Raw genomic sequence first — 12,389 nt, forward strand, 5'->3', positions numbered from 1 at the left:
CAAACATGGCCCTGACCACCTCGCCCCTCCGCACGGACTGGCCGTGTCAGGTCAAGACACCCGGCAGTTACGACTGGGAGAGGTCCGCGGCCAAGTGGCTGCGCGAGCTGGTGCCGGCCCGCTACGGCACCTACCCGGCGATGATGCGCCACCCCGTGCTGCTCGCCCGCCACGCGCAGATCCAGGTCCAGCACGAGATCCGGGTCGCCCGCACCGCCCTGCAGACCGCCCGCGCCGAGCTGCCCAACCTCGGCATGTCCGAGTCGGTCATCGAGCACACCATCAAGATGTACGCCGCCGAGGTCATGCAGCTGAACCACATGGCCCGCTCCATCCGGGCCGTCAGCCAGGCCCTCGTCGACCACAACCTGGCCCGCGCCTCGCACTGACCCGTCCCCGCCCCCGCGCGCCGCGGTACACGGGACCGCCCGGGGGAAGACGATGGACAGGCACCGGCCGGGCGCACCGCCCGGCCCGACAGAGGGGCGGGACCGATGGACTCCTGGACGTGGGTGATCGTCGCGGTCGCGGTCGTCGCGGCCGCTCTGCTCGGAGCGGCCGTCTGGCTGCTCCTGCGGCTCGTCCGCACCCGACGCGAGCTGCGCCGGGCCGGACTCCCCACCGGCCCCAAGTGGGTCTTCTGGGGTGCCGTCCTCTATCTCGTCCTGCCGACCGACCTGGTGCCGGACCCGGTCTACCTGGACGACATCGGCGTCCTGCTGCTGGCGATCAGGTCCATGCGCTCCGGCCGCCAGGACGCCCTGGCCGCCATGGAGCGGCAGGAGGGCACGGGAACCGCCCTGCGGGGATGAGTCGTTGTCGGGCTGACGGTCACTGCGACGGACGGCACCGATGAACGAGCTGGTACCCGGGGGCAACGTCCCCCTGCCGAGCGGCACTCTGACGATCAGGGTGCCGGGCCCCTTCGACGTCTCCGCCCTCGTCACCGACGACACCGGAAAAGTCCGCGGCGACGCGGACTTCGTCTTCTACAACCAGCCGACGGCCCCGGGGGCCCGGCTGGCGGGTGACACCCTGACGGTGGATCCACCGGGCCTGCGCCCCGGCGCGACCCGTCTCACCGTCGCCATCAGCCCCGCCGAGCCGGGCACCCCGTTGGGCCATCTGCCCGGACCGACGCTGCTCGTCACGGGCCGCGACGGCCGCACGCTCGCCCGCTTCACCCCACCGAGGCCCCGAAGCGAGACCGTACTGCTGTTGGCGGAGCTGTACCGCAAGGGCGCGGACTGGAAGATACGGGCCCTCGGCCAGGGATACGCGGACGGTCTGGCGGGGGTGGCGAGGGACTTCGGCGTGGAGGTGCTGGAGGACGCGACGGCGGGCGCGCGCCGTCAGGGGCGCGGGGAACTGCGCGACCAGCCCCCACCGACCCGCACTCGCCCCACACCCCCACCATCCCCCACCTCCCTCCCCACCCACTTCATCGACCTGGTCAACTCCACCCGGGCCACCGCGGGTTCTCCGCCCGTCGCACCCGACGCCCGTCTCTCGACCGCCGCCCAGGCCCACGCCACCGCGATGGCCGCCCACGGCCGGCTCGCCTCGGAGAGCGACGGCCTCTCCGTCCACCAGCGCGTCACCTCCACCGGCTACGCCTACCTCACCATCGGCGAACACCTGGTCTCCGGCCCCCGCACCCCCGCCGAGTTCGTGGACTACTGCCGCTCCGACCCCAAGGCCAGGCGCACCCTCTGCGAACCCGCCTGCATCCAGGCGGGCTTGGGCCACGCCACCGACCCCCGCTCGGGAACCGTCTACTGGACGGCCCTCTGGGCGCAGCCCTTCTCCCCCGCCGGCCTCCACCGGACCGCCACCGACGTCATCACCCTCACCAACGGCGAACGGGCCAGGGCCGGCCTCCCCCCGCTCTCCCCCGACCCCCACCTCACCGACGCCGCCCAGGCGCACAGCGCCGACATGGTCGCGCGGGCCTTCTACGCGCACACCTCCCCCGACGGCGGCGAACCCTGGCACCGCGCGGCGGCGGCCGGCTCCACCCGGCGGTCCATCGGGGAGAACATCGCGTGCGGCCAGCGATCCGCCGCCGAGGTGGTGCTCGGCTGGATGAACAGCCCCGGGCACCGGGCGAACATCCTCAAACCCGGCTTCACCCATATAGGTATCGGCTTCGTCGGCGGCGGCGCGGCCGGCACGTACTGGACCCAGCTCTTCGGCGGGTGAAACCGATCCACCCGACTGTCCCTCTTTCGAGTCGGGCAACTCGCCCCCAGACCTGGCTACTTGACTCTCCGTGATCGCTCGACTCCAATGCACCTGTCGATGACGGCGGGCAACAGGAGACGAATCGGATGGTTGAGATGGTTTCGAGAACGGTGGGCACGGGTGTGGCGACGCTGGGCGCGGTCGTCCTGTCCCTCCTGACGGTCCCCGCCCACGCGGCCCCGGCCGCGGGCCCGGACACGACCGAGCTGCGAAAAACGCTGCGCACGGCGCTGACACAGGGAGCGCCGGGCGCGTTCGCGAGGATCGACGACAACGGCAAGACGCACCACCTCGCGGAGGGTGTCGCGGACCGGTCCACCAAGCGGGCCCTCGGCACCGGGGACCGCATCCGCGTCGGCAGCGTCACCAAGACGTTCACGGCGGTGGTCCTGCTGCAGCTGGTCGACGAGGGCAAGATCAAGCTCGACACCTCCGTCAACACGTATCTGCCGGGGCTGCTGCCCGACAAGAAGATCACCGTGCGCCATGTGCTGAGCCACCGCAGCGGCCTGTACGACTACGCCAACACCCTCTTCTCCCCCAGCGTGGCGGGGTTCGAGAACGTGCGGAACAAGGTGTTCACCTACCGTCAGCTGATGGACCTCTCGCTCGCCAAGCCGCTGACGAACAAGCCGGGCGCGTCCTACGCGTACTCGAACGCCAACTTCGTGGTCGGCGGCATGCTCATCGAGAAGATCACCAAGAAGTCGGTGGCGACCGCGTACCAGGACCGGATCATCAAGCCGCTGAAGCTCGCGGACACGTTCTACGTCCACCCGAAGAACACGATCCCCGGCAGGCACTCGCGCGGTTACATGACCGCCGACTCCACCGGCAAGAAGATCGACTCGACGCTGCAGACGACGTCGTGGGCGCAGAGCGCGGGCGGTCTGGTGTCCGGCGCCAAGGACCTGAACACCTTCATGTCCGCGCTGGTGCAGGGCAAGCTCACCTCGGCGGCCCGGCTGAAGGAGATGCTGACGTGGACTCCGGTGAACAGCACCCAGGCGTACGGCCTGGGGCTGCGTCGGCGCGACCTGTCGTGCGGGGTCTCGGTGTACGGGCACACGGGGACGGTGCAGGGCTACTACACCTGGGCGTTCACCTCGAAGAACGGCAAGCGCAGTGTGACCTCGTTCGCCAACACGTCCAACAACGGCACGGTGTACGCGACGGTCAACCGCACGCTGGAGTCCGCGTTCTGCGGCTGACGGCCGCGCGGAGCACGTCCTCGACCGACCCGGCGTCTCAGCCCGCCCTCCCCCGGTGGCGACCGGGGCGCCGGTGCGGCGGCTGGTCCGGCGCCGGGCCGGGTGGTTTCGGTGCCGGGATGTCCAGGCGCCGGGGTTTGTCCCCGTGGAGGGTGACCGGTTCGCCGTGGTGGCGGATCGTCAGGGAGTCGCCGGAGAGCAGGGTGTAGGTGGCGTGGCGGGGTTCGATCTCGACGCGCAGACAGGTGTCGAGCAGCCCGAGGTTGAAGGCGAGCCTGCTCAGGCGCTCGGGGAGGCGGGGTGCGAAGCCGATGGTCGTGCCGTGGTGGCGCATCCCGCCGAAGCCCGCGACCAGCGCCGTCCACGTGCCGGCGAGGGCGGCGATGTGGAGGCCGTCGCGGGTGTTGTGCTCCAGGTCCGCCAGGTCCATCAGCGCCGACTCGGTGAGGTAGTCGTGGGCGAGGTCGAGGTGGCCGACCTGGGCGGCGATGACGGCCTGGCAGCAGGCGGACAGTGAGGAGTCGCGGACGGTGAGCGGCTCGTAGTAGGCGAAGTCGCGGGCCATCTGGTCGTCGTCGAAGTGGTCGCCGCACTTGTACATCGCGAGGACCAGGTCGGCCTGTTTGACGACCTGCTTGCGGTAGAGGTCGAAGTAGGGGAAGTGCAGCATCAGCGGGTACTGGTCGGGCCCGGTGTTCTCGAAGTCCCAGCGCTGGTGGCGGGTGAACCCGGCGTGCTGTTCGTGGACGCCCAGTTCGTGGTCGTAGGGGACGTACATGGCCTGCGCGGCGTCGCGCCAGGCGGCGCTCTCCTCGTCGTCGACGCCGAGCCGCCGGGCGCGGTCGGGGTGGCGTTCGACGACGTCGGCGGCGGCCAGCAGGTTCGCTCGGGCCATGAGGTTGGTGTACGTGTTGTCGTCGACAACGGCGCTGTACTCGTCCGGGCCGGTCACGCCGTCGATGTGGAAGGCGCCGTGGTGGTCGTGGTGGCCGAGGGAGCGCCAGAGCCGGGCCGTCTCGACGAGGAGTTCGACGCCGGTGTCCCGTTCGAAGGCGGTGTCGCCGGTGGCGGCGGTGTGGCGGACCACGGCGTCGGCGATGGCGGCGTTGACGTGGAAGGCGGCCGTGCCGGCGGGCCAGTACGCGGAGCGCTCCGAGCCGTCGATGGTCCGCCAGGGGAACGCGGCGCCCTTCAGGCCGAGTTGGGCCGCGCGTTCGCGGGCGGCGGGCAGGGTGTTCTGGCGCCAGCGGAGCGCTTCGGTGACCGCGCCGGGGGCGGTGTGGGTGAGCAGCGGCAGGACGAAGGCCTCGGTGTCCCAGAAGGCGTGGCCGTCGTAGCCGGATCCGGTGAGGCCCTTGGCGGGGAGGGCGCGCTGTTCGGCGCGGGCGCCCGCCTGGAGGACGTGGAACAGGGCGAACCGTACGGCCTGCTGGATCTCCTCGTCGCCGTCGACCTCGACGTCGGCGCGGGTCCAGAAGTCGTCGAGGTAGGACCGCTGTTCGTCGACGAGGCCCTGCCAGCCGCCGTACGCGGCGGCGGAGAGGGCGGCGTCGACCTGGTCGCCGACCGCGGGCAGCGAACGGGTGCCGGACCAGCCGTAGGCGACCGTCTTCTCCACCCGCAGGCGCTCGCCTGGCGCCAGGACGGTGGTGGCGGTGACGCGGGCGACGTCGTCCCTGCTCTCGCCGCGGGTGGTGATCTGGCCGGGCGCGGTGACGACGTGGTCGGCGGCGGCCGCGACGCGCAGGCCGCTGCGCCGGGTGCGGTGGACGAGCCGGAGCCGCGTCCCGTCGGCGAAGTGTTCCTCCGGCTCCAGCGGGGACTCCAGGGCGACGGCGGCCCGGGGATCGCCCTCGCGCCGGGGCAGTTGCTCGTTGGCGACCAGCTCCGACTGGACGACGATGCGTGCCTCGCCGTCGACGGCCTCGACCTCGTAGGCGATGGCGGCGATCGCCCGCTGGGTGAAGGACACCAGGCGGGTGGAGCGCACTCGGACGGTCGTGCCGGCCGGGGAGGTCCACTCGCAGCTGCGGCGCAGCACGCCCGCGCGGAGGTCGAGGACGCGTTCGTGGGAGCGGAGGCGGCCGTAGCGCAGGTCGAAGGGTTCGTCGTCGACGAGGAGGCGCAGGATCTTGCCGTTGGTGACGTCTATGACCGTCTGCCCGGACTCGGGGTAGCCGTAGCCGGCCTCCGCGTAGGGCAGGGGGTGCAGTTCGTGGACGCCGTTGAGGTAGGTGCCGGGCAGCCCGTGGGGTTCGCCCTCGTCGAGGTTGCCGCGCCAGCCGATGTGTCCGTTGGCGAGGGCGAACACGGACTCGCTCTGCGGCAGGACGTCGAGGTGCAGGCCCTGTTCGCGCAGCGCCCACGGTTCGACACCGTACGACCTGTGTGTGATCACGCCCACTCCCCCAGGTCCGTGAGGTCCGCCACGACGGTGTCGGCGCCGTGGGCGCGCAGCGCGTCGGCCTGGCCGACGCGGTCGAGGCCGACGACGTGTCCGAAGCGGCCCGCGCGTCCGGCGTCCATGCCGGCGAGGGCGTCCTCGAAGACGGCGGCGTCGGCGGGTTCGACGCCGAGATCGCGGGCGGCGGCGAGGAAGGTGTCGGGGCGGGGTTTGCCCGGCAGTCCGCGTTCGGCGGCGACCACGCCGTCGATCCGTACGTCGAAGAGGTCCTCGGCGTCGATGGAGCGCAGGACGTCCTGGCAGTTGGCGCTGGAGGAGACGACGGCGGTGCGCAGGCCGTGGGCGCGGACGCGTTCGATGTAGCGCAGGGTGCCGTCGTAGGCCTCGACGCCGTCGGTGCGGATGAGGTCCAGCAGGATCTCGTTCTTGCGGTTGCCGAGGCCGTGCACGGTGGGGGTGTCGGGCGGGTCGTCGGGGGTGCCTTCGGGGAGGTGGATGCCCCGGGAGGCCAGGAAGGTGCGGACGCCGTCGGCGCGGGGCAGTCCGTCGACGTACTGGTCGTAGTCGGCGGCGGGGTCGAAGGGCCGGAAGGCGTCGCCGTCGCGTCGGCGCAGGAACTCGTCGAACGCCTGCCGCCACGCGGCGGCGTGCACGACGGCCGTCCTGGTGATCACTCCGTCGAGGTCGAAGAGGCAGGCGCGGATCCGCTCGGGCAGGCCCAGTTCGGTGAGTTGGGTCGTCTCTGTCATGAGGTGGGGGTTCCCAGCGGGGCGGACGTCAGTGCCGGGCGGGCAAGAACCCGGTCATCGGCGGGTGATGCTGCCGCCGCCGTGCGCGCGGCCGAGGGTGTGGAGGTGTTCCAGGGCGTCCAGGACGACGGTCCGGTCGTACCAGGCGAGCCACTCGCCGGTCTCCGCGGCCGCGACGGTGAGCGCCTTGAGCTGAGCGCGCGTCAACCCCTTGAGCGGGCGTTCGAAGTGGGCGGAGACCATGCCCACGCACAGTCCGGAGGACGTGGTCAGGGGCACGCTGTGGCAGGCGCGGCTGCCCGCGCGCAGGATCGCCGCGCGGGCGTCCTCGGCGAACACCGGGTCCGTCGCCACGTCCTGGACGGTGACCTGGGCGACGTCCCGCGCGGCCTTGGCGCAGGCGGTGCCGTCCTCACCGACGTGCGCGAAGAAGTCGACGAACTCCGCCGGGTGTCCCGTGTGCCGTTCGATGCGCAGTCCGCCCTCGGTGCGGTCGGCGATCTGGACGTTGCCCATGTCGGTGCCGACGACGCTGAGGACCTGGCTGAGGACGGAGGTCAGCACCTCGCTCCGGTTGCCGCGTCCGGTGCGGCGGTCGCGTGCCTCCGCGAAGCTGAGGGCCGGTTCCGCGTGCCGGGCCCGGCCGGGAAACCACAGCGCGTCGCGGGCACCCGGACGCGGTGCGCTGACCGCCGCGTCGGCGAGGGTGCGCAGTTTGACGTTGTACTGCTGCGAGGCCCGCTGGAGCAGCGCGAACGCGGTCTCGGCGTCCGGCAGGGCATAGCGCTCCCGCAGCATGCCCTGGGCCTGGGCGATCAGCGGCCGGCCCTCCGTCCGGCTGCGCAGCTGTCGTACCTCGGCGCGCAGCCGCGCCAGTTCCTCCCGCACCGCCTCGTCGTCGCCGTCCCGCTCCGACCAGGGTCTTGCACACATGGGCACCTTCCACTTGTCCCGCTCGAACGACAGCAGGGCTCGTCTGCCCGGCCCGGGCCGGAGTACGCCGGTCGGGTCTACCGTCTTCCTCATGCCTCTGACCTTCGACGACCTGCTGCGCCGGGCCGCCGCCCTGGCCCGCCCCGACCGCCGCGCGCTCCTCGGTATCGCGGGCGGGCCCGGCGCGGGGAAGACGACCCTGGCGGAGCGGCTGACCCGGGCGCTGAACGGCGACGGCGAGCCCTGGGTCGCCCATGTCCCCATGGACGGTTTCCATCTGGCGGACGTGGAGCTCGACCGCCTCGGCCGCCGGGACCGCAAGGGCGCGCCGGACACCTTCGACGCGGCGGGCTACGCGGCTCTGCTGGAGCGGTTGCGGGGCGACGAGGACGACGTGGTGTACGCGCCGGGCTTCGAACGGACCCTGGAGCAGCCGATCGCGGGGGCGATCCCGGTCCCGCCGTCCGCGCGGCTGGTCGTCACCGAGGGGAACTATCTGTTGGTGGGCGGCGAGCCCTGGTCACGTGTCCGTTCCCGTCTCGACGAGGTGTGGTTCTGCGATCTCGACGAGGCCGAGCGTGTCCGTCGTCTGGTGGCCCGGCACGAGGAGTTCGGCAAGGGGCATGACGAGGCGGTCGCCTGGGTTCTCCGTACGGACGAGCGCAACGCGGAGCTGGTGGCGACGACCAGGCCGTACGCGGACCTGGTGGTGCCGGCGTCGGCGATGCCCGTGGTGGAGACGGGAACGGGGGAAAGAGGGGCGTAGGAACGAGGGCGGGAATGAGGCAGCCCGACGTCGTCAGGAACGTCGGGCTGCCGGCTTGTGCGGCCCGCGGTCGGGCCGGAAGGCGGTCAGGGCCGGAGGGTCAGGGTCGGTTCGCCCCGTTCGTCGCCCGCCGGGTCACCGATCACGGCGGTGAACGCCTCCGTGCGGACCCTCAGCCCCTCCGCGACGCGGTCGAACGTGGGGTCGAAGACCTCGCCGGAGCCGCCGTGGCGGACGGCGAAGACATCGAGGTCGTCCGGCGTTCCCGGCGCGGGCGTGGCCTCGATGGCCGTGGAGGCCACCAGGTGGGACCAGCCCTCGTCGGGGTTCCCGTAGCCGCGGGGGTCGGCGGCGAGGGCGAAGGCGGCGCTTTCCTGGGTGGTGTCGGCTCGGGCGTCGAAGAACTCCGGGCCCTCGGCGGCCGGGTGGGTCAGCCACAGGTCGCCGGCGGAGGCCACGTCGGCGTCCGCGATGCGGCGCAGGCCCTCGGCATCCTCCGCCACGTACGGCAGTCCGGCGAGGAGGTACGGCGATCCGGGCAGGCGTTCGACGGCGACCGTGGTCCACAGTCGGGTGCCGTCGGTGACGTACAGGGACTGCACGTGCCGCAGGACGTGGTCGCGGGTGACGACGGGCTTGGTGACCAGCTTGGCGGCGAGGCCGTCGGCCCGGACGTCCCGGACGCGGGTCTCGCCCATGGGGCGGCAGAGCAGGAAGCCGTCGACGACCGGGCCGAAGCCGTGCTGGCGGTTGACGGCGGCGGCGAGGAAGTACGTCCCGCCGGCCTCGATCAGGGCGGGTGTCATCTTCGAGTCGAAGGCGACGGAGACCCGGCCGGCGCGCAGCTGGTGCCGGACCGGCCGCGTGGACGGGGTGCGGTGCCAGGGCGTGGTGTCCTGGATCTGCCAGACCAGCATCCACGCGAAGTGGCCGTCCACCCCGCCGTCGGGCTTGACCGCGTGTCGGCCCCAGCGGAGGTCGCCCCGGTAGCGGCCGAGGTCGGCGCCGACGCGGTGACCGAAGTAGCGCAGGCCGAGCACGGACTCGAAGCCGGAGTGCTGCTCGCTGTAGCGGGGGCCGCCGAGGTCGAAGCCGCCGACCGTCAGGCGCGCGTCGAGGTAGCGGGCGACCGTCTCCCCGTCCTCGGCGAAGATCTGCTCGCCGCTGACCCGGTGGGCCTGGGCGAGGAAGGACAGGGAGATCGGGCCGTAGTTGTTGTCCCAGGCACCGCCGTGCTCGGGCGGGAGGAGGGCGCCCCGGTCGCGTACCCGGTGGGCGCGGATCTCGTCGACGTACAGGGCGATCGCCTGCTCGCGGACCTGTCGGGCGTCCTCGGGCGGGAGGTGGCGGGCCAGCATCAGGCCGCCGACGACGCAGCCGATGGCCTGGTTGCCGGCCTCCTGCGGGTTGAAGAAGGTCGCCTCGGTGAGCCAGCGCCAGTAGCCGCGGCTCATCTCCCGCAGGGCGTCGGTCTGTTCGCCGGTGAGGAGGCCGTCGGCGAGGTCGAGCAGGTTGACGGCCTGGAGCAGCGCCCAGACCGTGCTCGGCCAGTCGCCGATGGGGTGGGCGCCGGGCGCGAGGGTGTAACGGGCGTACGGGAAGCCGGAGTCGCGTACCCGCAGGTTGGGGTAGCCGGGGTTGTCGTCCGTGTAGACGCGCTCGCGGAGGTGGAAGTCCGTGCTGCGGCCGACCGCCTCCGGCAGACGCGGGTCCTTGGTGCGCTGCCAGGCGAGGGCGAGCAGGGAGGTGATGCCGAGGGAGGTGTCACCGATGTCGTCGACGCAGTCGGGGTGTTCGAGGTTGCCCTCGGGTGTGAGGCGGGCGAGGGCCTGCTCGGTGACGTCGGCGAGCACGGCGTCGTACGCCTCCGGAGTGTCCGGCAGGTCGTGCAGCGAACCGAGTTGGCGTGGGAGGTGCACGGGGATCAATCCTTCATGCCTGGGGTGGCCATGACGTGGTGCGTCGGGTCAGACGACGGGTGCGGGCCGGCGTCCGCAGGGTCTGCGCGGCCCGCAGGGCACGAAGGTGGGTCAGCGCGGCGGCCGACGGCCCGCTCGCTGCCGTGCCGTGCCGAGTCCGGGGAACGGTGGGCCGCGACCAGGGTCTTCGCCCACCACGCCGGCCCACGGTGCGGCACGCCGGTGGGTTCCGCGTCGGGGTCGGCCGCCAAGGGGACGGCCGACCGGTCGGCGGCGCGGGCCGCCGACCGGACGAACTCGTGGTCGAGCGGGGCGGGCAAGGTCAGTCCTTCAGTCCGGCGTTGATGTCGGCGTTCATGACGTACTTCTGGAACACCAGGAAGACAACGATCAGCGGGACCATGGAAATCACCGAACCGCCGAGCAGCACCGACCAGTTGATGTTCTGCGCGCCGACGAGGCTCTGGATGCCGATCTGCACCGTGAACTTCTCCGGGTCGTTCAGCATCAGCAGCGGCCAGATGTAGTCGTTCCACCTCCACTGGAACGACAGGATGGCGAGCGTCAGCATGATCGGCCGGGAGAGCGGCACCATGATCCGCAGGAAGATCGACAGCTCTTTCGCGCCGTCGATGCGGGCGGCCTCGATGAGTTCGTCGGGGACCGTCAGGAAGAACTGGCGGAACATGAAGCAGCCGGTCGCGGTGAGCAGGGCCGGGAGGATGATGCCGGAGAGCGAGTTGTAGAAGCCGAGGTCGCGGACGACCAGGAACAGCGGGGCGAGCATGACCTCGGCAGGCAGCATCGTGGTGGCCAGGATGCAGAGGAAGAACGCCTTGAGCCACTTGTTGTCGTACTTGGCCAGCGCGTACCCGGTGCAGCAGCTGACTCCCACCGTGAGGATCGTCGCGATCACACACACGAGGGTCGTGTTGATGAAGTACTCGGAGAAGTTGGCGCTCGCCCACGCCTCCTTGTAACCCGACACCGTCGGGTCGTCGGGGAACACGGTCAGCGGAAGGGAGAACAGGTCTCCCGCCGGCTTGAGGGAGCTGAGGACGAACCACAGCACCGGCACCCCGTAGAGGGCCGCGAGGACCCACAGCAGTGTCGTCGGGGCCACCGCGCGCCGAAGCCCACCGGTGGCCGAGCCGCCGGACCGCTTCTTGCGGACAGGTCGTCGGGGCTCGGCGTCGACCTTGCGAGGCATGTCTGTGGTTGTCATCGGTTCTCCACCCGCCGGTTCACCATCATCTGGATGATCGCGACGGCCATCAGGATGAGCATGAGCACGAACGACGCGGCGCTCGCGTAGCCGATCTGGCCCGACTTGAACCCCGTCTGGTAGATGTACTGGACCAGCAGGTTGTTCGACGTTCCGGGTCCGCCGTTGTTGAGCGAGGCGAACACCGCGTATTCCTTCATCGCGTGGATCGTGTTGAGCAGGATGACGATGAAGGACGTGGGGGCGATGCTCGGCAGGGTGATGCTGAAGAACTGGCGCCACGGACCGGCGCCGTCGAGCGCGGCCGCCTCGTAGTACGACGTCGGGACGTTCTTGATCGCCGCGATGAACAGCAGCATGGAGAAGCCCGTCCAGGCCCAGGCGGCCGCCACCACGACCACGAGCAGGGACAGGTCCGCGTTGGACTGCCAGGGAACGGCGCTTCCGCCGACCTTCTCGATGAAGTAGTTGACCAGTCCGAAGTTCTCACCGAACAGCCACCGCCACAGGACACCCACGATGATGGGCGACAGCAGCCACGGGATGAAGAAGAAGATGCGGGCGACCGACGCGCCCTTGGCGTGCTTGCTCACCAGCACGTTGGCGATGAGCAGCGAGAGCACGAAGTTCAGCGGGACGAAGAGCACGGTGTACAGCAGCGTGCGGGTCGTCGCGGCGTAGAAGGTCGAGTCCCCGAGCAGCTTCTCGTAGTTGTCGAGTCCGACGAACTGGAACGCCCCCACGCCCGTGTAGTTCGTGAAGGAGTAGACGAGCCCGATCACCGCCGGCCAGACGAAGAACAGCGCGAAGAGCACGACGTTGCCCGAGATGAGGACGAGTGGTGCGAGGGTGTACTTGCTTCGTCTCCTGGGCGGGCTCACGGACACGTCCGAAGCGTCCGGGGCGCGTTTGGTCATCTTCCTGACTCCGTGCTGGTG

11 protein-coding genes and 1 pseudogene are annotated in these 12,389 nt (G+C 71.2%); 5 read left to right on the forward strand and 7 right to left on the reverse strand.

What is annotated here, in order from left to right; genetic code table 11:
• The first annotated feature begins 5 nt into the window (after positions 1–5).
• The 4 genes from PUR53_RS12645 (at position 6) to PUR53_RS12660 (ending at position 3,455) form a co-directional block, all read left to right on the forward strand.
• Positions 6–389 (forward strand): hypothetical protein, encoded by a 384-nt coding sequence (locus PUR53_RS12645; protein ID WP_239759400.1) that lies wholly within the window; start codon positions 6–8, stop codon positions 387–389.
• Positions 390–494: 105 nt separating this feature from the next.
• Positions 495–812 carry a YkvA family protein gene (locus PUR53_RS12650; RefSeq protein ID WP_230223156.1) on the forward strand — a complete coding sequence of 106 codons (318 nt, stop codon included), beginning with the start codon at positions 495–497 and terminating at the stop codon, positions 810–812.
• 40 nt (positions 813–852) lie between these two features.
• Positions 853–2,202 (forward strand): CAP domain-containing protein, encoded by a 1,350-nt coding sequence (locus PUR53_RS12655; RefSeq protein WP_329908352.1) that lies wholly within the window; start codon positions 853–855, stop codon positions 2,200–2,202.
• Positions 2,203–2,339: 137 nt separating this feature from the next.
• Entirely contained in the window at positions 2,340–3,455 is a 1,116-nt protein-coding gene (locus PUR53_RS12660) for a serine hydrolase domain-containing protein (protein ID WP_329898126.1), read from the forward strand.
• A 37-nt stretch (positions 3,456–3,492) separates the two neighbouring features.
• On the opposite strand, the gene PUR53_RS12665 is transcribed toward PUR53_RS12660, so the two are convergent.
• The 3 genes from PUR53_RS12665 to PUR53_RS12675 are packed head-to-tail and all read right to left on the reverse strand — an operon-like array spanning position 3,493 to position 7,634.
• Positions 3,493–5,853, reverse strand: coding sequence for a glycoside hydrolase family 65 protein (locus PUR53_RS12665; RefSeq protein WP_329908353.1), 2,361 nt, complete (start codon positions 5,851–5,853; stop codon positions 3,493–3,495).
• Positions 5,850–6,608 (reverse strand): HAD family hydrolase, encoded by a 759-nt coding sequence (locus tag PUR53_RS12670; RefSeq protein ID WP_329908354.1) that lies wholly within the window; start codon positions 6,606–6,608, stop codon positions 5,850–5,852. The genes PUR53_RS12665 and PUR53_RS12670 overlap by 4 nt, the downstream gene beginning before the upstream one ends.
• A gap of 54 nt (positions 6,609–6,662) precedes the next feature.
• The gene (locus PUR53_RS12675) at positions 6,663–7,634 is read right to left on the reverse strand and encodes an ANTAR domain-containing protein (RefSeq protein WP_329908355.1); all 972 of its coding nucleotides are present in this window, start codon (positions 7,632–7,634) and stop codon (positions 6,663–6,665) included.
• Between PUR53_RS12675 and PUR53_RS12680 the strand changes: the two genes are divergently transcribed.
• The gene (locus PUR53_RS12680; protein WP_329898122.1) at positions 7,633–8,307 is read left to right on the forward strand and encodes a nucleoside/nucleotide kinase family protein; all 675 of its coding nucleotides are present in this window, start codon (positions 7,633–7,635) and stop codon (positions 8,305–8,307) included. The two genes, PUR53_RS12675 and PUR53_RS12680, sit on opposite strands and share 2 nt — an antisense overlap.
• 86 nt (positions 8,308–8,393) lie before the next feature.
• On the opposite strand, the gene PUR53_RS12685 is transcribed toward PUR53_RS12680, so the two are convergent.
• The 4 genes and pseudogenes from PUR53_RS12685 to PUR53_RS12700 form a co-directional block, all read right to left on the reverse strand.
• Positions 8,394–10,226 carry a hypothetical protein gene (locus tag PUR53_RS12685; protein ID WP_329898121.1) on the reverse strand — a complete coding sequence of 611 codons (1,833 nt, stop codon included), beginning with the start codon at positions 10,224–10,226 and terminating at the stop codon, positions 8,394–8,396.
• Positions 10,227–10,305: 79 nt separating this feature from the next.
• Positions 10,306–10,546 (reverse strand): annotated as a pseudogene (locus PUR53_RS12690) (hypothetical protein); the annotation flags it as partial.
• A gap of 2 nt (positions 10,547–10,548) precedes the next feature.
• The gene (locus PUR53_RS12695; RefSeq protein WP_329898120.1) at positions 10,549–11,451 is read right to left on the reverse strand and encodes a carbohydrate ABC transporter permease; all 903 of its coding nucleotides are present in this window, start codon (positions 11,449–11,451) and stop codon (positions 10,549–10,551) included.
• On the reverse strand, positions 11,448–12,368 hold the full coding sequence (locus PUR53_RS12700; RefSeq protein ID WP_329898119.1) for a carbohydrate ABC transporter permease: 921 nt from the start codon (positions 12,366–12,368) through the stop codon (positions 11,448–11,450). The genes PUR53_RS12695 and PUR53_RS12700 overlap by 4 nt, the downstream gene beginning before the upstream one ends.
• Between the last annotated feature and the right edge of the window lie 21 nt (positions 12,369–12,389).

Origin of the sequence: Streptomyces sp. SP18BB07 (assembly GCF_036322545.1) — a bacterium.
GTDB lineage: Bacteria > Actinomycetota > Actinomycetes > Streptomycetales > Streptomycetaceae > Streptomyces > Streptomyces deccanensis.

Bases quoted from the DNA above. Each gene is read 5' to 3' on its own strand.
- PUR53_RS12645 (WP_239759400.1), top strand. From the start codon at position 6: ATGGCCCTGACCACCTCGCCCCTCCGCACGGACTGGCCGTGTCAGGTC.
- PUR53_RS12650 (WP_230223156.1), top strand. From the start codon at position 495: ATGGACTCCTGGACGTGGGTGATCGTCGCGGTCGCGGTCGTCGCGGCC.
- PUR53_RS12655 (WP_329908352.1), top strand. From the start codon at position 853: ATGAACGAGCTGGTACCCGGGGGCAACGTCCCCCTGCCGAGCGGCACT.
- PUR53_RS12660 (WP_329898126.1), top strand. From the start codon at position 2,340: ATGGTTTCGAGAACGGTGGGCACGGGTGTGGCGACGCTGGGCGCGGTC.
- PUR53_RS12670 (WP_329908354.1), bottom strand. From the start codon at position 6,608: ATGACAGAGACGACCCAACTCACCGAACTGGGCCTGCCCGAGCGGATC.
- PUR53_RS12680 (WP_329898122.1), top strand. From the start codon at position 7,633: ATGCCTCTGACCTTCGACGACCTGCTGCGCCGGGCCGCCGCCCTGGCC.
- PUR53_RS12675 (WP_329908355.1), bottom strand. From the start codon at position 7,634: ATGAGGAAGACGGTAGACCCGACCGGCGTACTCCGGCCCGGGCCGGGC.
- PUR53_RS12695 (WP_329898120.1), bottom strand. From the start codon at position 11,451: ATGACAACCACAGACATGCCTCGCAAGGTCGACGCCGAGCCCCGACGA.
- PUR53_RS12700 (WP_329898119.1), bottom strand. From the start codon at position 12,368: ATGACCAAACGCGCCCCGGACGCTTCGGACGTGTCCGTGAGCCCGCCC.